Source organism: Oscillospiraceae bacterium, from assembly GCA_015065085.1.
Taxonomy (GTDB): Bacteria; Bacillota; Clostridia; order Oscillospirales; family SIG627; genus SIG627.
Genome location: SVQW01000005.1, coordinates 24,247 through 44,314 on the forward strand (window position 1 = coordinate 24,247; position 20,068 = coordinate 44,314).

At 46.0% G+C, this 20,068-nt stretch carries 18 protein-coding genes; 10 read left to right on the forward strand and 8 right to left on the reverse strand.

Features of this window, described 5'->3' with window-relative positions; all coding sequences use genetic code 11:
• Positions 1–20 precede the first annotated feature (20 nt).
• The 3 genes from hemW to smpB form a co-directional block, all read right to left on the reverse strand.
• Complete coding sequence (hemW, locus tag E7588_05150; GenBank protein MBE6688647.1) at positions 21–1,142, reverse strand: radical SAM family heme chaperone HemW; 1,122 nt, start codon at positions 1,140–1,142, stop codon at positions 21–23.
• Positions 1,135–2,943 (reverse strand): elongation factor 4, encoded by a 1,809-nt coding sequence (gene lepA, locus E7588_05155; GenBank protein ID MBE6688648.1) that lies wholly within the window; start codon positions 2,941–2,943, stop codon positions 1,135–1,137. The genes hemW and lepA overlap by 8 nt, the downstream gene beginning before the upstream one ends.
• Before the next feature lie 116 nt (positions 2,944–3,059).
• On the reverse strand, positions 3,060–3,533 hold the full coding sequence (gene smpB, locus E7588_05160) for an SsrA-binding protein SmpB (protein MBE6688649.1): 474 nt from the start codon (positions 3,531–3,533) through the stop codon (positions 3,060–3,062).
• A gap of 470 nt (positions 3,534–4,003) precedes the next feature.
• On the opposite strand from smpB, the gene rny reads away from it, so the two are divergent.
• The gene (gene rny, locus E7588_05165) at positions 4,004–5,554 is read left to right on the forward strand and encodes a ribonuclease Y (protein MBE6688650.1); all 1,551 of its coding nucleotides are present in this window, start codon (positions 4,004–4,006) and stop codon (positions 5,552–5,554) included.
• A 283-nt stretch (positions 5,555–5,837) separates the two neighbouring features.
• Here the strand turns inward: rny and E7588_05170 are convergent, their stop codons facing one another.
• Positions 5,838–6,803 (reverse strand): AraC family transcriptional regulator, encoded by a 966-nt coding sequence (locus E7588_05170; protein MBE6688651.1) that lies wholly within the window; start codon positions 6,801–6,803, stop codon positions 5,838–5,840.
• 113 nt (positions 6,804–6,916) lie between these two features.
• Between E7588_05170 and E7588_05175 the strand changes: the two genes are divergently transcribed.
• The 4 genes from E7588_05175 to E7588_05190 all read left to right on the forward strand — a co-directional run bounded on the left by E7588_05175 (position 6,917) and on the right by E7588_05190 (position 10,782).
• Positions 6,917–7,993 (forward strand): Gfo/Idh/MocA family oxidoreductase, encoded by a 1,077-nt coding sequence (locus E7588_05175; GenBank protein ID MBE6688652.1) that lies wholly within the window; start codon positions 6,917–6,919, stop codon positions 7,991–7,993.
• Between the two features lie 14 nt (positions 7,994–8,007).
• Positions 8,008–8,778: a sugar phosphate isomerase/epimerase gene (locus E7588_05180; protein ID MBE6688653.1), complete on the forward strand. Its 771-nt coding sequence runs from the start codon at positions 8,008–8,010 to the stop codon at positions 8,776–8,778.
• Positions 8,779–8,792: 14 nt separating this feature from the next.
• Positions 8,793–9,530: a trehalose utilization protein ThuA gene (locus E7588_05185; protein ID MBE6688654.1), complete on the forward strand. Its 738-nt coding sequence runs from the start codon at positions 8,793–8,795 to the stop codon at positions 9,528–9,530.
• An 889-nt stretch (positions 9,531–10,419) separates the two neighbouring features.
• Complete coding sequence (locus tag E7588_05190; GenBank protein MBE6688655.1) at positions 10,420–10,782, forward strand: hypothetical protein; 363 nt, start codon at positions 10,420–10,422, stop codon at positions 10,780–10,782.
• A 3-nt stretch (positions 10,783–10,785) separates the two neighbouring features.
• Here E7588_05190 and E7588_05195 read toward each other — a convergent pair whose 3' ends face one another.
• The 4 genes from E7588_05195 to E7588_05210 all read right to left on the reverse strand — a co-directional run bounded on the left by E7588_05195 (position 10,786) and on the right by E7588_05210 (position 14,537).
• Complete coding sequence (locus E7588_05195; GenBank protein ID MBE6688656.1) at positions 10,786–12,093, reverse strand: hypothetical protein; 1,308 nt, start codon at positions 12,091–12,093, stop codon at positions 10,786–10,788.
• 10 nt (positions 12,094–12,103) lie between these two features.
• Positions 12,104–13,012: a TIGR00159 family protein gene (locus E7588_05200; GenBank protein ID MBE6688657.1), complete on the reverse strand. Its 909-nt coding sequence runs from the start codon at positions 13,010–13,012 to the stop codon at positions 12,104–12,106.
• Between the two features lie 182 nt (positions 13,013–13,194).
• Positions 13,195–14,319 (reverse strand): aminotransferase class V-fold PLP-dependent enzyme, encoded by a 1,125-nt coding sequence (locus tag E7588_05205; GenBank protein MBE6688658.1) that lies wholly within the window; start codon positions 14,317–14,319, stop codon positions 13,195–13,197.
• A complete protein-coding gene (locus E7588_05210) occupies positions 14,316–14,537 on the reverse strand; it encodes a DUF3343 domain-containing protein (GenBank protein MBE6688659.1) in 222 nt (73 codons plus the stop codon). Before E7588_05210 ends, E7588_05205 begins: the two co-directional genes overlap by 4 nt.
• A gap of 613 nt (positions 14,538–15,150) precedes the next feature.
• Here E7588_05210 and dnaA point away from each other — a divergent pair.
• From dnaA to E7588_05235, 5 genes are all read left to right on the forward strand, one after another.
• Positions 15,151–16,575 (forward strand): chromosomal replication initiator protein DnaA, encoded by a 1,425-nt coding sequence (gene dnaA / locus E7588_05215; protein ID MBE6688660.1) that lies wholly within the window; start codon positions 15,151–15,153, stop codon positions 16,573–16,575.
• A gap of 378 nt (positions 16,576–16,953) precedes the next feature.
• Positions 16,954–18,087, forward strand: coding sequence for a DNA polymerase III subunit beta (gene dnaN / locus E7588_05220; GenBank protein ID MBE6688661.1), 1,134 nt, complete (start codon positions 16,954–16,956; stop codon positions 18,085–18,087).
• On the forward strand, positions 18,087–18,377 hold the full coding sequence (locus E7588_05225; GenBank protein MBE6688662.1) for a GIY-YIG nuclease family protein: 291 nt from the start codon (positions 18,087–18,089) through the stop codon (positions 18,375–18,377). The genes dnaN and E7588_05225 overlap by 1 nt, the downstream gene beginning before the upstream one ends.
• Positions 18,378–18,692: 315 nt before the next feature.
• On the forward strand, positions 18,693–19,811 hold the full coding sequence (recF, locus tag E7588_05230; GenBank protein ID MBE6688663.1) for a DNA replication/repair protein RecF: 1,119 nt from the start codon (positions 18,693–18,695) through the stop codon (positions 19,809–19,811).
• Positions 19,723–20,061: a DUF370 domain-containing protein gene (locus tag E7588_05235; protein ID MBE6688664.1), complete on the forward strand. Its 339-nt coding sequence runs from the start codon at positions 19,723–19,725 to the stop codon at positions 20,059–20,061. Before recF ends, E7588_05235 begins: the two co-directional genes overlap by 89 nt.
• The last annotated feature ends 7 nt before the right edge of the window (positions 20,062–20,068 follow it).

A 20,068-nucleotide genomic window follows, 5' to 3' on the forward strand; every position in this document is an offset into this window, starting at 1 on the left:
TCTTCGACGGTCCCCTTCCTTCAGTCAAGCAAGGCTAAAATCTCATTTATGATTCCGTTTGAAATGTAAAAGCCCTTTGATGTAAGGCGAAGCCTGTCGTCCGAAAGTATCATACAGTCCTCGTCAATAAGCCGTGACAAAACGGGATTTGAGGTGATTTTTTCAGCCGAAAGCCCACATTCCGAAAGGCTTATGCCCTCATTCATGCGAAGAGAGAAAATTATTCTTTCCGACCGTTTTTCTTCCTCATCAACACTGTAACGCTCGCTTTCGGGTGGATTTTTGCCGTTTGTGACCGCTTCAATGTAATCCTTCACACTGCGCGTATATGTATACCGCTGACCGCTCACATAAGATGAGGCAGACGGGCCGAATGAAATATACCCGTCGCCCTGCCAGTATTTTATGTTATGCCGTGAATTTTTGCCGTCACGGGCAAAATTTGAAATCTCGTATTGCTCAAAGCCATGGCTTTTAAGCACATTTATTATGTCAAAATACATTTCCCTTTCGCTGTCCTCGTCGGGCAAATCAAGGGACATTTGCGAAAAGGGCGTGCCGTTTTCGATTTTCAGCCCGTACGCCGAAATATGACTTATTTTAAGAGCGCACAGCTTTTCCAGTGTTTGCCTTAAGCTTTCACGTGTCTGACGGGGTATTCCGAACATCACGTCACAGCTTATGTTTGCAAATCCCGCTTCAAGCGCATTTTCTATTGCGTTTACAGCGCCGTTTGCATCATGAAGTCTGCCCAAAGCGTTCAATTCGCTGTCGTGAAGGCTCTGAACGCCTATGCTGACGCGGTTTACACCATGACGCAAAAGCTCCGCGAAGCCCTTTTTATCTATGGTGCAGGGATTGCATTCCATTGTAATTTCGCAGTTATCCGAAACACTGAAGCACTTTTTTGCCGATTTTATTATTTCGCCCACACATTCCGTCGGCAAAAGCGAGGGAGTTCCTCCGCCGAAATAAAGACTGTCGCAAAACAAGTCCTTGCTCTGCGACATGTCCATATGCCTTATAACAGCGTCGGTATACCCTTGCATATCCGTCACCGACGCACATCCCACCGAATAAAAATCGCAGTAGGAGCATTTTCTTACGCAAAAGGGAATGTGGACGTAAATTCCGCTATTCATCGAATTTAAGCACCGCCATAAATGCCTCCTGCGGTACTTCAACGGTACCCAGACGGCGCATCTTCTTTTTACCCTCTTTCTGCTTTTCAAGCAGCTTCTTCTTTCGGGTAATATCACCGCCGTAGCACTTGGCAAGCACGTCCTTACGCATTGCCTTGACGGTCTCGCGGGCAATGACCTTGCCGCCGATAGCCGCCTGAACAGGCACCTCAAACATCTGGCGCGGTATATTTTCCTTTAATTTCTCGGCTATTTTGCGCGCTCTGCCGTACGCCTTGTCGTTATGCACGATGAAGGAAAGCGCGTCCACAACGTCGCCGTTCAAGAGTATATCCAGCTTCACAAGGGATGACTTTTCGTAGTCCGCCATTTCGTAGTCCAGCGAAGCATAGCCCTTACTGCGCGACTTCAATGCGTCGAAAAAGTCGTAAATTATCTCATTCAGCGGAAGTCTGTAATGAAGCTCCACACGCACCGTGTCAAGATACTTCATATCCACAAAAACACCGCGTCTGTCCTGACAAAGGTCCATTATACCGCCCACAAACTCGGTGGGGCAGATAATGCTCGCCTTGACAACCGGCTCGTAAGAGGTGTCTATTTCATCGGGGGTGGGGTAATTTGTTGGGTTGTCTACCCAGATGTCCTCACCGTTTCTGAGCTTTATTTTATATATAACGCTGGGTGCCGTGGTAATTATGTCAAGGTCGAACTCACGCTCTATTCTCTCCTGAATGACCTCCATGTGCAAAAGACCCAGAAAACCGCATCGGAATCCGAAGCCCAGCGCGATTGAGGTCTCGGGCTCAAAGGTGAGCGCCGCGTCGTTAAGCTGTAATTTCAGCAGTGCCTCACGCAAATCGCCGTAACGGCTGCCGTCGGCGGGATAGATACCCGAATACACCATGGGCTGAGCTTTTTTGAAGCCGCCGAACGCCTTTTCGGTGGGGTTGGAGGCACTTGTCACCGTATCGCCCACCTGTGTCTGACTTACAGTCTTTATACTGGCAGTGAGATAGCCTACCTCGCCTGCGTACAGGGTGTCGGTGGGTTCAAAGCCGAAGGGTCGCATATAGCCCACCTCAACCAGCTCGAATTCCTCGCCGCTTGCCATCATTTTTATGGTATCTCCCTTTGACAGCTTGCCCTCGAACATGCGCACGTAAACGATTACACCGCGGTAGGAATCGTACACCGAGTCAAACACCAGCGCCTTGGGGGGCAGGTCATAATCCGCCTTTGGTGCGGGTATTTTTTCCACCACCGCTTTAAGTACATCGGGGATATTAAGTCCCGTCTTTGCCGAAATACAGGGTGCATCGTCGGCGGGAATACCGATAATATCCTCAATTTCGTTCTTTACTCTGTCCGGGTCGGCAGAGGGAAGGTCGATTTTATTGATAACCGGCACGATTTCAAGGTCACTGTCCACCGCAAGATACGCGTTGGCAAGCGTCTGCGCCTCAATACCCTGGGAAGCGTCCACCACCAGCAGTGCGCCCTCGCAGGCGGACAAAGAGCGGGAAACCTCGTAGTTAAAGTCCACATGTCCGGGGGTATCGATAAGATTTAATTCGTACACCTGACCGTCGGGAGCGGTATAATCCAGCTTTACGGCGCGCGCCTTGATGGTGATACCTCTTTCGCGCTCCAGGTCCATGTTGTCAAGAAGCTGTTCCTCCATCTCACGGGTGGTAACAGTGTCGGTTATTTCCAGAAGTCTGTCCGCAAGAGTGGACTTTCCGTGGTCAATGTGTGCGATAATTGAAAAATTTCTTATGTTGTTTGGATTTTTTGACATATATTTCTCCGATATATTTTTGTCCTTAACAAATGAAGAAAAACGCAAAGTGTTTTTCTTCCATAATTGCGCATTGCGAATTGCCCATTGCGCATTGGATTGATTCGCTTTTCGAATCAATCATTCCTCATGCCCTTTACAAACCGCTCGTTTTCGCGTTTTAATTGCTTTTCCTGCAGGGCTTCGCGCTTGTCGTAAAGCTTTTTACCCTTGCACAGCCCCAATTCCACCTTGACATACGAGCGGGTCAGATATATGCACAGCGGAATTATGCTGTAACCGTCCTTGCCCACCTTGTTGAACAGCTTTAAAATTTCCTTTTTGTGCAAAAGCAGTTTTTTGGGGCGCAGGGGGTCTTTATTGAATATATTTCCCCTTTCGTAGGGTGAAACGTGTATATTGTAGGCGAAAATCTCGCCCTCCTCTATTTTGCAAAAGGAGTCCTTAAGGTTGACATTGCCCTGACGGATGCTTTTGACCTCGGTGCCGTAAAGGGAAATACCCGCCTCTATTTTATCCTCCACAAAATAGTCGTGATACGCTTTTTTATTGGATGAAATGAGCTTTCTGCCCTCTGTTCTGTTATCCATTGAATAAAAATTACCTCGGCTATATAATATAATCTGCTTTATTTTAACATATTTTAGCCCTTTATTCAACTGTAAAATTATGTTATTGTTAAAAAAATTATGAATTATTTGTAAATGCATAAAAAAATGCTTGACATATCGCTGTTAATCTATTAAAATAATACGTATGGTAGTGTTTAATAAACAGTCCGCTATATATAGATATAAACCTTTGACGGATTGAAAAAATACACATGTCATAAGGGCATTAATCGTTATAAATTTAAAATTAAAAATATATAAATATACAATATTCTCTCCTTATTTTGCGGAGGGGCTCTATATTCATATGTTCGCATGGGAAAGGTTGCGGTCTTTTTGCTGTATTTTCCTGCGGTTTTGAATTGCGGTTTGCCCGATAGTGAGGCGGTAATGCGGTTGTATTCGCGCAGTGCCGGCTCTGCCGAAAAATTAAGGAGGTGTTTGTTTTTATGGGAGAATACGGAATAATCGCCGCAATAGCAGCGGCAATCATCGGCGTAATTCTCGGTGCCGTTATAGGCATTATATGGCGTAAAAAGGTTGCCGAAAAGCTTATCGGCAGTGCCGAAAAGCACGCTGAAAGCATTGTCGAAGATGCGAAAAAAGACGCCGAGCAAAAGAAAAAAGCCATTCTCGTTGAAGCCAAAGAGGACGCAATCAAGGTAAAGAACGAAGCCGAGCGCGAAATCAAGGAACGCCGCAACGAAGTATCACGTATTGAGAAAAAGCTTGCGCAGCGTGAGGATCAGCTGGAAAAGAAGCTTGAAAACGCAGAAAAGAAAGAAGAACAGCTCAAAGCCAAGGAAAAAGAGTACGACGAAAAGCTTATCACGGCTCAGGAAATCGAGAAAAAACAGCAGGAAACTCTGGAAAAAATCTCTAAAATGAGCGTTGAAGAGGCTAAGGCATATCTGCTTGAAAAGGTGGAAACCGAGGTTCGCCGCGAGGCAGCTCTCAAAATCACCGAAATCGAGCAGGAATTGAAGGATACAGCCGACGAAAAAGCGCGTGACATCATCACGCTTGCTATTCAGCGCTGTGCCGCAAACCATGTTTCCGAATCCACCGTTTCGGTAGTTGACCTGCCCAACGATGACATGAAGGGACGCATTATCGGCCGCGAGGGACGTAATATCAGAACCATCGAAACCCTTACGGGTGTTGACCTTATTATTGACGACACACCCGAGGCTATAACCCTTTCCAGCTTTGACCCCATGCGCCGCGAGGTTGCTCGTCTGACCATCGAAAAGCTGGTAACCGACGGACGAATTCACCCTGCCCGCATCGAGGAATCGGTTGAAAAATCAAAGGCAGAGGTTGACGCCATCATCAAGCGCGAGGGTGAGCAGGCTGTACTGCAGACAGGTATTCACGGCATCAACAGCGAGCTTATCAAGCTTCTGGGTCGTCTGAAATACCGTACAAGCTACGGCCAGAATGTGCTTATGCACTCGGTTGAGGTTGCTTACATATCCGGCATTATTGCGGATGAGCTGGGCATTGACAGTGCCCTTGCAAAGCGTGCAGGTCTTCTGCATGACATAGGTAAGGCTGTCAACCATGAGGTTGAGGGCTCTCACACCCAGCTGGGCGTTGACCTTGCAAGAAAATACCGCGAATCCAAAGAGGTTCTGCATGCCATTGAAGCACATCACGGCGATATTGAGCCTCAGACCCTTGTGGCTGTTATCGTTCAGGCGGCTGACGCTATTTCCGCCGCACGTCCCGGTGCACGCCGCGAAAATCTGGAAAGCTACATCAAGCGCCTGCAGAAGCTTGAAGAAATCGCCAACTCCTTTGAAGGCGTTGACAAGTCTTATGCTATTCAGGCAGGCAGAGAGCTGCGCCTGATGGTTAAGCCCGAGCTTGTAAATGACGATAAGATGGCGGTTATCGCACGTGACATAGTAAAGCAGATAGAACAGGAGCTGGAATATCCCGGCCAGATAAAGGTTCACGTTATCCGCGAGAGCCGTTCTATCGAATACGCAAAGTAAAAAATCATCCCAAGAGCCTTGGCTCTTGGGATATTTTTTACAATTATCAATGCGCAATTCGCAATGCGCAATTAATGTTGATTTTGCTACGCAAAATCTTCATTGAAAAGGCTTCTTCTCAAGGGGAAGGCTTATGCGAGGTATTTTTGTTAAGCATTATAATAATTAAAATCTGAAACGATTTTCGTTTCAGATTTTTTCCTTAATTGCGAATTGCGCATTGCGAATTGCGAATTGCAGAGCGAAGCGCATTGCGAATTAAAAACAGAATAGCGGTAAACCGCTATTCTGTTATCCCCGCTCTGTATTTTTTGGGGGAAACACCCGTTTTATCGCGGAATTTTTTGATAAAATAACTGGTGGAGGCAAATCCGCACTCCATGGCAATTTCGGTGATGTTAAGCTCGGTGGTCACCAGCATTTTCTGGGCGGCACTGATGCGCTGGGCGTTTACGTAGTCCGTGAAATTTTTGCCCGTGGCGCGCTTGAAAACACGTGAAAAATGACTGGCGGAAAATCCGCACAGTGCGGCACTTTTTTCCAGCGTTATATCCTCCTGGGGGTTCTGCTCGATGTACTCAAACACCGACTGAAGCTTGAGCATGGTGCTTTCGTTGAGCGATGCGCTGAAATCCAGCTCCATACCGTCCGCCTTCCAGCGGCGCAGTATCCACAGGAACAATCGGCATATATCGCTTCTCACTGCCAATTCAAAGCCGTATTTCTTTTTGGTGAATTCCTCAAGAATATTGGCAGCCACCTCGGGCACACAGGAATTTTGTGTTTCTTCGCACTTGAAAAGCTTGTTTATGTTGGAGTTCTCCATTGTAAAGGGAAGCATGTATTTATATTCAAACACGCTTTTGGGTGTTGAGCTCAGTAGCTCGGGCGAAAACTTAATAACAGTATAACCCGCAGGCGCAGCAGTGGCACTTGCCTCGTGAATTTCATTGGAATTTATGATTATAAGGTCGCCTTTTTTGAGCTGAAATCCCTTTCCTCCAACGGTGACATGGTATTCCCCTGCGGTGCAATACAAAATTTCGATAAATTCATGTATGTGCGGGCTGGTGGTCATACCGGGGCGCATGGCACGCTGAGAATGGCAGTGAAACGGAAAACCGTTGTTGATATCCTTCTCGATTATGTACTCTTCCTCTGCAAGCGGAGCAGGCATATTCTCATCGGGAGTGACGAAAATACGGTCAAAGCGGCAAAATTCAATATCGTTATTAAAGTTATCATTCATTTTTAATCACCATGACAAAATTATTCTATTTTTTGATACTATTATTATATCATAAAATACATGATAATGATATACTTTTTTTGAACAACTAAAAAATTTTTTGGAGGTTTTTTATGAAAAAGCTTAAAGTAGGTATCATCGGTTGCGGCGGTATCGCCAACGGCAAGCACATGCCCTCACTGGCAAAGGTTGCCGAAGCCGAGATGGTTGCATTTTGTGACATAATTGAGGATAAAGCAAAAGCGGCTGCTACCAAATACGGCACTCCCGATGCAAAGGTTTACACCGATTACAAGGAGCTTTTAAAAGACAAATCCATTGACGTTGTACATGTTTGTACCCCCAACCGTTCACATTCCTTCATTACCGTCGATGCACTTCACGCAGGCAAGCACGTTATGTGTGAAAAGCCCATGGCTATAAACTCCGCCGAAGCAAAGAAAATGCTGGATGCCGCTAAGGAAACCGGCAAAAAGCTGACTATCGGCTATCAGGGACGCCAGCGTGCCGACAGCCAGACCCTCAAACAGATTGTCGAAAGAGGCGATCTGGGCGACATTTACTACGCAAAGGCGCTGGCAATCCGTCGCAGAGCAGTTCCCAACTGGGGCGTTTTCCTCAATGAATATGAGCAGGGCGGCGGCCCCCTTATCGACATCGGAACCCATGCTCTCGACCTTACCCTTTACACCATGAACAACTACGAGCCCAAAATGGTGGTAGGTACCTCTTACAAAAAGCTCAACGAAGCCGGCGGAAACGTCTGGGGCCCCTGGGATCCCAACTCCAACACCGTTGAAGACTCGGCATTCGGCTTCATTATAATGAAAAACGGTGCAACCATCAATCTGGAATCCAGCTGGGCGCTCAACTACGACGAGCCCATCGAATCTGCGGCAATTCTGTGCGGAACAAAGGCAGGCGCCAAGGCAATGGGCGACAAGCTTGTGGTAAATAAGGACGACCTGGGCAGACTTGTGGAAACCAACTACAACCTGAAGTCCGGCGGTGTTGCGTTCTACGCAGGCGCATCCAACGATCCCCCCTTCAACGAGGCTTACCAGTGGATACACTCCATTCTCAACGATACCGACCCCTGCGTACTTCCCGAGCAGGCATACGTTGTAACTCAGATTCTGGAGGCAATCTACACCTCCGCAAAATCCGGACAGCCTGTTTTCTTTGACTGATAAAGGAGAATATTATGAAATTAGGAATTCAGCTTTACACTGTGCGTGAAAACTTCAAAACCGAAGAAATGGCGCGCGCAACCTTCAAAAAGCTTAAAGAGCTTGGCTATGACGAGGCTCAGACCGCAGGCTGTTACAGCTTTGATTACGGTGATTTTTACCAAATGGCACATGATGCAGGCATCGAAATCGTGGGTACTCACGATAATTTCGAAATGATGTGCACCGACCTTGAAACCATGATTGAAAAGCACAAGGCTCTTCACACCACAAACATGGGTATCGGCGGCTATTGGCCTCGTTCTGCCGAAGAAACGGAGAACTTTATAAAGACCGCCAACCGCATAGGCGAACGTCTTGCAAAGGACGGCATGAAGTTCACCTATCACAATCACTCGCAGGAATTTCTTCCTTTGGACAACGGCAAAACCGCCATGGAAATGTTCATTGAGGGCTTTGACCGGGACAACATCAGCTTCGTTCTGGACACCCACTGGGTTCAGCACGCAGGCGGAGATGTTTGCGACTGGATAGAAAGACTTTCCGGCAGAATTGACATTCTGCACCTCAAGGATATGGGCGCCGCCGTTAACGGGCAAGGTCACGTCATTCCCGCAATTGTCCCCTGCGGAGACGGCAACATGAATTTTGAAAAGATAATTGCCACTGCCGAAAGAACAGGTGTAAAACACTATTGTGTGGAGCAGGATAACTGCCCTGCGGACTATGTACGCGATGTAAAAGCATCTGCTGACCATATTCTGGCGATAATGAAAAAGTTCTGAGAAAGGAAATAAAAATGATAAACGTAACTGTCTGGAACGAGAACTATCACGAGCAAAGAGAGCAGAAAATACGCGATATTTACCCCAAGGGAATACACGGCTGTATTGCGGAATTTCTTGCTGTAAACAATGATATCTGTGTGCGCACCGCTACTCTGGATATGCCCGACTGCGGTCTCACCGACGAAATACTCAACAACACCGATGTTCTCATATGGTGGGCACACTGCATGCATTCCCAGGTACCTGATGAATTGGTGGAAAAAATACACGACCGCGTTCTGCGCGGTATGGGTCTGATTGTGCTCCACTCGGGACATCATTCCAAAATATTCAAAAAGCTTATGGGTCAGACAGGCAACCTTTCCTGGCGCGACGGCGACCGCGAAAGACTGTGGAACATTCTGCCCAGCCACCCCATAACCGAGGGTATCGGCGAATATATCGAGCTTGACCGCGAGGAAATGTACGGCGAGCCCTTTGATATTCCTCAGCCCGACGAGCTCATTTTCCTGGGCTGGTTCAGCGGCGGCGAAGTGTTCAGAAGCGGCTGCACCTGGCACAAGAAGAACGGAAAGGTATTTTATTTCCAGCCGGGCCACGAGTCAAACCCCACCTACTACAAGCCCGAAATACAGAAAATCATCACCAACGCCGTTCGCTGGGCGGCTCCCACCCGTCTTACACCGCCCCTTGAATGTCCTCACGTTCCCGTCTCCCCCGAGGCCAAGTACGCGGAACAGCACAAATAATTCGCAACAAAATCGATAATAAAAACCGAACACATCCCGGGCAGATTCTGCCTTGGGATGTGTTTTTGCGGTTTTATTCCATGATGATTAATGTATAATTGAGAAATAATATATTTTAGAAAGAACATACCTGTCAGCTTAACATTGCAGGGTAAGCCCTGCACCCAATCCGCACACCGACAACGCGGGAAATTAAAGTATAGTTGTCCTGCGAAGAACATTCGCGAATCGGCTCGGCGCTTACGCCGCAGGGTAAGCCCTGCACCCAATCCGCGTACCTATAACGCGGGAGTTTAAACCATAATTACCACGCGAGGTACATTCGCGGAATGGTTCGGCGCCTACGCCGCAGGGTAAGCCCTGCACCCAATCCGCGTACCGACAACGCGGGAAATTAAAGTATAGTTGTCCTGCGAAGAACATTCGCGAATCGGCTCGGCGCTTACGCCGCAGGGTAAGCCCTGCACCCAATCCGCGTACCTATAACGCGGGAGTTTAAACTATAATTATCACGCGAGGTATATTCGTGAATCGGCTCGGCGCCTACGCCGCAGGGTAAGCCCTGCACCCAATCCGCGTGCCTACAACGCGGAAGTTTAAACTATAATTACCACGCGAGGTACATTCGCGAATCGGCTCGGCGCTTACGCCGCAGGGTAAGCCCTGCACCCAATCCGCGTACCTATAACGCGGGAGTTTAAACTTATAATTATCACGCGAGGCACATTCGCGGAATGGTTCGGCGCCTACGCCGCGCTTATTGCAGAAAAGTTGTCCCCAACGAAAATTATTTTATCTTTTTTCGTAATACTATTGACAATATTACTTAAATATGTTATAATCTACCTGTGCTTTACTAGATTTCGTATTTAGAGGTGATGTATAACGAATGGACGATATCAATAAAATTATACAACGTATGGAGCGCCTGCAGGCTCAGCGGCGGCTGCTTACGGCAGACATAGAAAAACGGCGGGAGAGTGACGGTGCAGAGGTGATAGCCGACCTTGAGGGAATGCTGAGGACTTGTGAAAGAAGTCTGCGCCACACCGAGAAAAAGGCAGAAAATGTTCTTAAACGCATACGTGATCCCAAGCTTCACAACGTTCTCAAGGCCCGTATCTACATGAAGCTGACCTGGGAGGAGGTGGCAGAGCACATCGACTGCGATGTAAGAACAATTTACAGATTAAAAAAGAAAGCAGAGGCGGAATTCAACCGTCTGCTTTCTCTGATGGGCAACATTTTATAGCTTTTAATCGGGTACCTCCACAGAGAAGGTCACACTGTACTTTTGGGAAGTAAACACATTTGAGTTATCAAAGCTTACCACCACATCGCGTCGGTAAACGCCCGATACATTAATAGTGGAAAGGTCTGCCGTAAGGGTTATATCGTCTGCCGTAATGGCATCCAGCTCAATAGCGTTTATACCACGTGCCTCTATGTACAGCACTTCCGGCGAGATGATTGAGTAAGAGGCGCCCGCCGCACCGTTAACACGGAAATTGGCTTCCTCCAGAGGCAGAGGTATGGTACGCTTTATATCACGGATGGACTTATCCACCGATACATCGACCGTAATGGTATCTCCGCCTATATATTCCAGGCGGTCATCCACATTCTGAAGCAGTACCTCGTAGGTGGATTTTTCGCCTATCTGCTTCGGGTCGATAGAGGCTACAACCATTTCGTCCCCCAGTGCATCAATATATTCCGCCTCTCCCTGCACCGCAATAAGCGAGGTGGAGAAGGAAACGTCAATATATTCCTCGGGAATTATATCGTCCGTAAATCTGACCACAGGGGTGAGGAATTTCTGCTTATACACAGGCACAGTCACCTGGACGGAGGAAACATTGGTCTTGATATAGGGGTTTGTGACAAGGTTTCCCGCGGTGTCGTAAAGTTCCAGCTCCGCCGTTCCGCTCATGCTTTTTGTGATTTTACCGAAGTCTGCCGAAGCGGACGCCTTGGTGATGGAATTCACAATAGTTGCAGGGCCCGAAACCTTAATGATTGCAGGCTCGGCAATATACTCGCCCAGCAGAACGTTTGCCTCCTTGCTGTACGTAATTCTGGGCACTACCTCAATGTCTCTCTGGAGTGTGGAATCCACATACACCTCCAGGGTGGTAGGCTCATAACCCATAACCTTTATACCGCCGGGCACGGCGATATTCACGGGCAGATGATGGGAGCCGGAGAGAGTTATGGCGGAAATATCCGCCGAGGCGATTATATCAGAGGTCTTAAGACGGGTAATATCGCTCTGTCTGCCGGACAGCGCCACACTTACAACACCGTCATAACCCGAAATTACCGAAAATCCGCTGTCAGCCAGCAGCTGCTCCGCGCCCACAAGATTTATGGGGATATAGTCAAAGGTATCCTCGTAGGTAGGACTGTCGACCCTGATAACATAAAACCACATTATCACAGCCAGAAGCAGTGCACAGATACGGGCTATAAAATTATTTCTCCTCTTTTTTTCGGAGCTTATTTCGTCGGATTTATCGGTATAATCACTTACCGTTCCGAGCTTATTTTCGTTTTGTGACATATCGTTTACCCTAGTTATCCTTTTTGGCTTTTATACGGTCAATAAGCTTTGAAATAAAGCTGTTTTCGTTTTTCTCCTCGTCCTCGTCGTCCCTGTCCTTTTTCTTTTTGAGAAGCGACGGGTCAATCATGCGCTCCATAAGCTCTTCCTTGAGAGTAGCTCTGGTGAAGTTACGGACAAGATTTCCCTCTTCAGCCAGTGAAATGGCACCTGTTTCCTCAGATACCACCACAACAATTGCATCACTGCTTTCGCTGATGCCGATTGCCGCACGGTGACGTGTGCCCAGGTCCTTTATAATATCACGGTTTGAGGAAAGCGGAAGAAAGCATCCGCAGGCAAGTATACGGTTATTACGGATTATCATTGCGCCGTCATGCAGAGGCGCCTTATTGAAGAATATATTCTTGATAAGAAAGGTGGTGATTTCCGCATCCACAACAACACCGCTGCGCACCTCATCGCCCAGACGGGTGGCACGCTCGATTACCATAAGTGCACCGGTTTTTTCGTTTGAAAGCTCCTGAGCCGCCTTTGAAATTTCGTCTATGGTGCTGATGGTCTGCTGTAATTCCTTTTGCTCACCGATGGAGTTAAGACGGCTGATGGAATCCACACCCATTTTTTCCAGCATGCTTCTCAATTCCGGCTGGAACAGTATGAATACCGCCAGCATTCCCACCTGAACCACGTTCTGCAACAGGAAGCTTACGGTACGCATATTGAGAAAGCTGCTTATAACCAGCATCAGAAGTATGAAAACAACGCCCGAAACCAGCTTTCCCGCACGGCGGTCGCGTATGAACACGTATATATAGTAAAATATAACGGCAACAATCAGTATGTCAAAAATATCGTTTATGCCCATACTGGTGAACTGATTGCCGATATAATAGAAAAAGTCTTTTATGTATTCCATTTCATACGACCTCCTTTTAAATTTTGCCTCAGGATAACTTCTCTTACCGCAAGGCAAACTCCGCTGTTTCGGGTGCTGTATAAATATTATACCACACAAATATGAAAAAAACAATACCGCAACGTAAGAAAACCGATATTAATTTAAAGATTCTTGGGCAAGGGCAAGATTATCAATGTGCGTCAGCACATTGACTTTATCCTCTTCACCACACATTCCGCATCCCTGGGGCTGTTGAAAGCACCAAAGGAGGCGCGGACGGCACCGTTTTCGCCTGTCAAAATATGCTCATGTGTCAAAGGTGCACAATGAAATCCGCTCCGAACGGCGATATTACCGTCGTCAAACAGCTTTTCGACCTCAAAACTTTGTGCATTTTGTACATTAAACAGTACAATGCTTCCGTAACACGGATAAACTTTCACTTTGCGCATATTCATAAGCATTTCCCGAAGATACTGCGCCGGGGTGTAGCTGCGGTAATAAAGCTCATCCGTGCCCACTGTATCCACAAACTCCGCACCGGCGCACATACTTACTATGGGCAGGGTGGCAAGTGTTCCCGCTTCCAGTCTTTCGGGCAGATACGGCGGCATTTCGCGGCTTTGTGACATAACTCCGCTTCCCCCCGTCATCATCGGCTCCATTTTTTCGCACCACTTGTCCCCCACAATCAATGCCCCTGCTCCGCATATACCGAACAGCCCCTTCTGCGACGGGATACAAAGCATATCTATACCGATTTTTTGTATATCTATGTCAAAATATCCTGCCGCCTGAGCACCGTCGGCAATGAGTGTGATACCGCTTTTTTTGCAGTATTCGGCTATCTCTCTTATGGGCATACGGTAGCCGTTGACATTACTGCACAGCGTCAAAACGCACACATCGCAGTCCCGTGCCGCATCATAGAAATTCATAAGTGTGGAGCAGACATTATCCATATCCGGTCTGAAAAAGCGTATTTCGCACTCTCTTTCCTTTTGCAGGGCATAAAGCGGTCTCAGAACGGCGTTATGCTCCATAACCGAGGTCACTACCTTACAGCCCTTTTTGACGGCGGTGTAAAGGGCAATATTGAGTGCATGGGTGGTATTTGAAGTAAAAATCACATTTTCCGGCGCAGGTGCACCAAAGAGCTGTGAAAGAATACATCTCGTGTCGTAAACGGCGTTAGCCGCCTTTAAAGCCTCTTTATGCGAGCTTCTGCCGGGATTTGCCGCATAATTATCCAGTGCATACCTTACGGCACGGTGCACGCTGTGAGGCTTTGGACAGCTTGCAGCGGCATTATCCAGATATATCATGTGTCCCACCTTTTTACATGTGCAATGCGTACCCCTGCCTCGGTCAGAATACGGACTATGTCATCGCTGTTGCCTTCTGATATTTCCACTCCGTAGCCGCACCCCATAGAGCCGTCGGAGGCATGTCTTGTAATACGGTTTTTAATATTCACGGCATTAAGCACCCGATTTGCCTTTTGTGCGTATGTTGCCGAGCCTGTTGCAATAAAAAGTTTCACGTGAAACCCCCTTAAAAGTTTTTAATACAGTATATGCGGCAAATGCTCAATGCGCCTTTTACAAATTTGCAATGCGGTGCGTAACGCAGTATTTCCGCATTTTCGCACACATACTCTCAAATCGAGTAAAATGCGGAAAGACAAGGCTTGCGCCGATGAGAACGAGGGAGTTTACTGAATGTAAATGACCGAGTACGAGGCGGTGCGTAACGCAGTATTTCTGCATTTTTGCGCACATACTCTTAAATCGAGTAAAATGCGGAAAGACAAGGCTTGCGCCGATGAGAACGAGGGAGTTTACTAAATGTAAATGACCGAGTACGAGGCGGTGCGTAACGCAGTATTTCTGCATTTTTGCGCACATACTCTTAAATCGAGTAAAATGCGGAAAGACAAGGCTTGCGCCGATGAGAACGAGGGAGTTTACTGAATGTAAATGACCGAGTACGAGGCGGTGCGTAACGCAGTATTTCCGTATTTTACGAAGATTTAAAAAAAATTTACATATTATATAATGAATATAAATTGTGTTTTGCTATAATATATATAATTATATTTATATATATTAATAAAGCGTGCTAAACAAAATAAATATAGAGGATATTTAAATATCATGAATAACGGTTTACAGGAAATTTGGCAGGGCGTGCTGGATATAATTCAGCAGAAGCACTCCATTCAGACTTTCAATCTTTGGTTCAAGGAGCTGGAGCTGTATAAGCTTACGGCGACAAGAGCCTATGTGGCGACAAAATATGACTTTCACTGCAACATAATAAAGGAGCGGTATATTGACGATATTACGGGTGCTATGAAGGAAGTACTGGGCTTTGCGGTGGAAACAGAGCTTTTTTGCTGTGAAGAGGGCCAGGATATTGAGGTTCAGCTTCAGAAGCACATAAGCAAAATGGTAGATGAAATGGCATTGGCGGAGGAAGAAGCCGAAAACGCAGAGGAGTCCCCAAGCGATGAGGCGGTAAACGAAAACAGTCAGCAGACCGCCAATAATCCTAACCCCGATTATACATTTGAAAAATTCATTGTGGGCGATGCAAACAAATTTGCATACAACGCCTGCGTAAGCGTGGCGGAAAAACCGTCCCTTCTTTATAACCCTTTGTACATATACGGCCCGTCGGGTATGGGAAAAACCCATCTTTTGTACGCCATTACCGATAAGTTAAGACGCATACACCCCGAGTTAAAGGTGCTGTATGTGCGCGGTGAGGCTTTTGCCACAGAGCTTATTGACAACCTCTCCAATAAAAAACCGATGCAGTACTTCCGCGAAAAGTACCGTTCGGTGGATGTAATACTTATAGACGATATCCACTTTATAGCCGGAAAGGAAAGCTGTCAGGAGGAATTCTTCCACACCTTCAACGCCCTGCATGAGCAGAGAAAGCAGATAGTTCTGTCCAGCGACCGTCCGCCCAGAGAGATGAAAACGCTGGAGGAGCGGTTAAAAACCCGTTTTGACTGGGGTCTGATTGTTGATATTACTCCGCCCGATGTTGAATTGAGAACTGCAATCCTCAAAAACAAGGCTAAGGACTGGGGCATTGAGATACCGGATAAAATACTTATGTTCCTTGCGGAAAACGTCAAGAACAATATACGTCAGCTCGAGGGCGCAATACGTAAAATATATGCTTACAGCCTGGTGAACAGTGCACCCTTGACAATAGATAAATTAAAAATACTGGTAGGCGAGCTGTTCTCCAGCGAGCTTCCGCCCAATTTTGCCACAGACACGGTGTTTGAAAGGGTTGCCGCAAGATATAACGTAAGTGTTGAGGATATCTGCAGTGAGAAGCGTAACAAGAACATTGTAAACGCACGTCACGTAGCGCTGTACATAATGCGTGAAAATCTGGATATGACTTACCCTGCAATAAGTACAAAAATGAATATGCATCATTCCACCGTAATGTCAGCAGTTGAAAAAATAAAGGGCCTTATGAAGAAAAATCCCGCCTTTGACCTTGAGGTTAACGAGCTGGGCGAAGAGGTGGATAAGGCTATCGCCAATGCGTAAAAGACGGTTTTCGACATATTTTCAGAATTTTTTCCGAATTTCGCACCGACTTTTCCGCAATATCCGCAGAGTTTTCCGCACAGATGCCACACAAAAGCATGATTTTTATCCGCATAATTAACATGAGGATTTCAACATCAGCCTGCGGAATCAACATTGACACAAGAAAGTATGTTTTCAACATTTTCCACTATGCCGTTCACTATGCTGTTTCAACATTACTTTATAATTCAAAAAACGGCACGGCAGGCTGAAAATAAGATTTTTCCGCATTTTCCGCACGCACTACTACTGCTACTGCTGAATATATATTAATATTATAAAGATATAAGCAAATTTTTCTGATTTTAAATTTATTTTCCGAAAGGAAGGATCACAATGCATATAATCGCACAAAAATCAACTCTGCTTTCAGCCATTCTTCCCTCTTTGAAAGCAGTTGCAAAAACCACTGCAAATCCGGTACTGGAAACCTTTATGCTCAAAGCTGTCAAGGGCGATGCAGAGAGCAGTCTTATTATAACAGGCTACGACCTTGAAAAAGGAATAAAATGCGTTATTCCCGCAATTGTAAAGGAAGAAGGACAGATTCTTGTAAGCTCCTCAAGACTGAGTGCCATAGTCAATAATCTGCCCGACGGAAACGTCGAAATAACAACCGACGATAAATTAAAGGTCAAAATCACCGCCGCTAACTCACTTTTTGAAATCGCGGGACTTGCTACCGATGTATTTCCCACACTGCCCGAGCTTCGCGGTGACAGAAAGTTCGGCATTTCGCAGGGCCTTTTAAAGCGCATGACACGTCAGACCTGCTTTGCCGCCTCCACTATCGATACAAAACCCTTTATGACGGGCCTTTACTTCGTAATAAGAGATAAAAAGATAAAAATCGTAGGCTGTGACGGATACCGTCTTGCTCTCAGAGAAGAACCGCTGGACTTTGAAAGCGAACAGACCGATCTGGATTTTATTGTTCCCGCAAAAACCATGATTAACCTTGCGGATATTCTGGAAGACAGCGAGGAGCCCGTTAATATTCAGCTTACCAGAAAACATATTATTTTCTTCACACAGGACTTTATCTTCTTCTCCCGTCTTATAGAGGGCGAATATCTGGATTACGAACGCGCTATGCCCAAGGACCCCACAATATTCCTGAAGGTAAATCTTCCCGACGTAATCGAAAGCATCAACCGTGTGGCACTTATAGTTGACCAGAAGGCAAAAAGCCCCGTACGTTGCTTTGTAGCACCTAAAATGCTTAAAATGACCTGTATAAGTGCTCTGGGCTCGGTTAATGACGAAATAGAGGCGGAAACCGAGGGCAATGAAATAGACCTTGAAATCGGCTTCAACCACATTTTCCTCAAGGATGCCTTTGAAAGAGCAAGGGACTGCGGCGAGGACTGCGTAAATATCGAAATGACCTCGGCACAGACGGGTATTTTGATTAAGCCGCTCAGCGGAAATCATTTTCTTTACTTTATTCTGCCCGTAAGACTTCAGTAATAGTGAATTTTTACGTTTATATACTCACAAATTTTACCAATAATGTACTTTATATAGGTGTAACCAACAATCTCGAACGCCGTTGGTATGAGCATAAGTATGGACTTAATGACGGATTTACAAAAAAGTACAATGTGAATAAGCTTGTTTATTTTGAACGTACCGATGACATAAATGCGGCAATAAGGCGAGAAAAACAGCTAAAAGGCTGGACAAGAGCAAAAAAGATTGCATTGATTGAAACCTTAAATAAAAATTGGGACGATTTGTGGAAAAAATATAATAATTAAAAAAATTTAAAAGATTCTTCGACTCACTGCGTTCGCTCAGAATGACATAATGGGTAGCGTCGCGAGCATAATGTATACACTGCGTTGGGCATGCTGCACCCAATCCGCACATCTATAACGCGGGAGATCAAAGTATAGTTGTCCTGCGAGGTACATTCGCGAATTGGTTCGGCGCTTACGCCGCAGGGTAAGCCCTGCACCCGATTTGCGTACCGACTGCAATGCAAACACGATGTCACGCGATGCACTTTCACTTACTGTCATTCTGAGCGGAGTGCAAAGCACGAAGTCGAAGAATCTTTAAACCATTAAAAAATGCTTATTGAAAAAATCGTATTGGAAAATTACAGAAATACAGCTGTTCAGGAATTGGAGTTTTCAAAAGGAATAAATATCCTTTACGGAAATAATGCCCAGGGAAAAACCAATCTTATGGAGGCAATTTATTATCTTGCCGCTGCAAAAAGCTTCCGCGGAGCTAAGGACAGAGAGCTTATAAATTTTGAAAAACAGCAAAGCAGGATTATTGCGGAAATATATTCCTCACAGCGTTTTACGTCCCTTGAAATAAGGCTTTCAAACAAGCCCAAGGAAATATACATAAACCGCGTGAAAATTCAAAAAATGCGCGAATTTATGGGAAATTTCCGCGCTGTATTGTTCACTCCCGAGCATCTGAGTCTGATTAAGGGTGCTCCCGCCGAAAGAAGAAGCTTTATCGACAGCGCAATTTGCCAGCTAAAGCCGGCATTTATAAGCCTTTTGTTTGAATATTCAAAAATTCTGGAGCACAGAGGCGCGCTTTTGAAAAGCTTTAAGGCGCAGAATATCGATTACAGCGATGAAATAGAGTTCTGGAACATGAAGCTTGCAAGCGATGCTGCGCTGATAATAAAGGAACGCAGAAAATATATCGAAAGACTTAACACACATTCTTCTGAATTCTACGGCGAGTTTACCTCCGGCAGAGAAAGGCTGGAAATAAGCTACCAGTCGGTGCCCGAAGATATAACCGAATGTGAGGACATAGAAAAATTCATCTTGCAAAAGCTGGATGATACCCTCATTTCGGACATAAAAAACGGTACTACCTCCTGCGGACCCCACAGGGACGATATGATTGTGGAGATAGATGCAAGACTTTCAAAGCTTTTTTCCTCTCAGGGTCAGCAGAGAAGCGCAATTCTTTCGATGAAGCTTGCCGAGGGCGAAATTTCGTTTGAGGAGACGGGCGAATATCCCGTGTTTCTGTTTGACGACATTTTAAGCGAGCTGGACGAGGAAAGACAGAACTATATTCTGAATAAAATCAATTTTAATCAGGTATTCATAACAGGATGTATCGATGTTCTTTTTGACAAGGTGCAAAGTGCCCGTAAGATATACGTCAGGAACGGCATTTACACCGTCACGGATAAAAGGGAGGGTGAATGATACGGAAATATTTCTTCATGCGGGAAATAACGTCAGTATCCGCAAAAAGGATATTGTGGCGATATTTGATATTGACCGCACCAGCACCCATAAGGTAACCCGCGATTTTTTGAATCAGGCACAAAAGGACGGAAATGTTATCAACATCACCGACGATATCCCCCGTTCCTTTATAATAACCGAAAAGAACGGCAAAAAAACAGTTTATATTTCGCAGCTTGCCCCGTCCACACTGAAGGAAAGGCTGTAATAGCTAA

Excerpts from the sequence above, each read along its gene's own strand:
- hemW (MBE6688647.1), bottom strand. The coding sequence starts at position 1,142 with ATGAATAGCGGAATTTACGTCCACATTCCCTTTTGCGTAAGAAAATGC.
- lepA (MBE6688648.1), bottom strand. The coding sequence starts at position 2,943 with ATGTCAAAAAATCCAAACAACATAAGAAATTTTTCAATTATCGCACAC.
- smpB (MBE6688649.1), bottom strand. The coding sequence starts at position 3,533 with ATGGATAACAGAACAGAGGGCAGAAAGCTCATTTCATCCAATAAAAAA.
- rny (MBE6688650.1), top strand. The coding sequence starts at position 4,004 with ATGGGAGAATACGGAATAATCGCCGCAATAGCAGCGGCAATCATCGGC.
- E7588_05170 (MBE6688651.1), bottom strand. The coding sequence starts at position 6,803 with ATGAATGATAACTTTAATAACGATATTGAATTTTGCCGCTTTGACCGT.
- E7588_05175 (MBE6688652.1), top strand. The coding sequence starts at position 6,917 with ATGAAAAAGCTTAAAGTAGGTATCATCGGTTGCGGCGGTATCGCCAAC.
- E7588_05180 (MBE6688653.1), top strand. The coding sequence starts at position 8,008 with ATGAAATTAGGAATTCAGCTTTACACTGTGCGTGAAAACTTCAAAACC.
- E7588_05185 (MBE6688654.1), top strand. The coding sequence starts at position 8,793 with ATGATAAACGTAACTGTCTGGAACGAGAACTATCACGAGCAAAGAGAG.
- E7588_05190 (MBE6688655.1), top strand. The coding sequence starts at position 10,420 with ATGGACGATATCAATAAAATTATACAACGTATGGAGCGCCTGCAGGCT.
- E7588_05195 (MBE6688656.1), bottom strand. The coding sequence starts at position 12,093 with ATGTCACAAAACGAAAATAAGCTCGGAACGGTAAGTGATTATACCGAT.
- E7588_05200 (MBE6688657.1), bottom strand. The coding sequence starts at position 13,012 with ATGGAATACATAAAAGACTTTTTCTATTATATCGGCAATCAGTTCACC.
- E7588_05205 (MBE6688658.1), bottom strand. The coding sequence starts at position 14,319 with ATGATATATCTGGATAATGCCGCTGCAAGCTGTCCAAAGCCTCACAGC.
- dnaA (MBE6688660.1), top strand. The coding sequence starts at position 15,151 with ATGAATAACGGTTTACAGGAAATTTGGCAGGGCGTGCTGGATATAATT.
- dnaN (MBE6688661.1), top strand. The coding sequence starts at position 16,954 with ATGCATATAATCGCACAAAAATCAACTCTGCTTTCAGCCATTCTTCCC.
- recF (MBE6688663.1), top strand. The coding sequence starts at position 18,693 with ATGCTTATTGAAAAAATCGTATTGGAAAATTACAGAAATACAGCTGTT.
- E7588_05235 (MBE6688664.1), top strand. The coding sequence starts at position 19,723 with ATGTTCTTTTTGACAAGGTGCAAAGTGCCCGTAAGATATACGTCAGGA.